A 413-nucleotide genomic window follows, 5' to 3' on the forward strand; every position below is an offset into this window, starting at 1 on the left:
ATAGTGGATCGAGACCTTGTCCAATACGAGATGGGGGTCCAGTACGAGATGGGGGTCGAGCACGAGATGCGGCATGGATGCCTCGCGGTTCGTTGAAATCCGACGGCCCCGGCGCTCGTCAGCGGTTCCGGGGCAGTCAGCACGCGGCGTCAGGGAAGAAGCGCGCGGGCCGGGTTCAGAGCAATTCCAGGAAAAGTGTGAAGCGGTTTTCCGTCCGGAATTGCGTTAAACGAGTACTAGTTCGAGGCGAGCGCCTCTGTGACGTATTTCGACGATACGTATTTCGAATAGTCCGGCAGCACGGCGTCGATCTTGCCTTGCTCCTTGAGGAAGGCGGATGTCGCTTCCACCGCCTTGACCGTGCCGCCGCCGAGGAATTTGTCGGAGGCCTGCTCTTCCAGCGTCGGGAAGAC

1 pseudogene is annotated in these 413 nt (G+C 60.0%); it reads right to left on the bottom strand.

The features are described 5' to 3' along the window. Positions 1 to 236: 236 nt before the first annotated feature. A pseudogene (tauA, locus tag EN893_RS39820) lies at positions 237 to 413 on the bottom strand (taurine ABC transporter substrate-binding protein); the annotation flags it as partial.

This window comes from Mesorhizobium sp. M7A.F.Ca.CA.004.04.2.1 (assembly GCF_004022825.1).
In the GTDB taxonomy this organism is placed as follows: domain Bacteria; phylum Pseudomonadota; class Alphaproteobacteria; order Rhizobiales; family Rhizobiaceae; genus Mesorhizobium.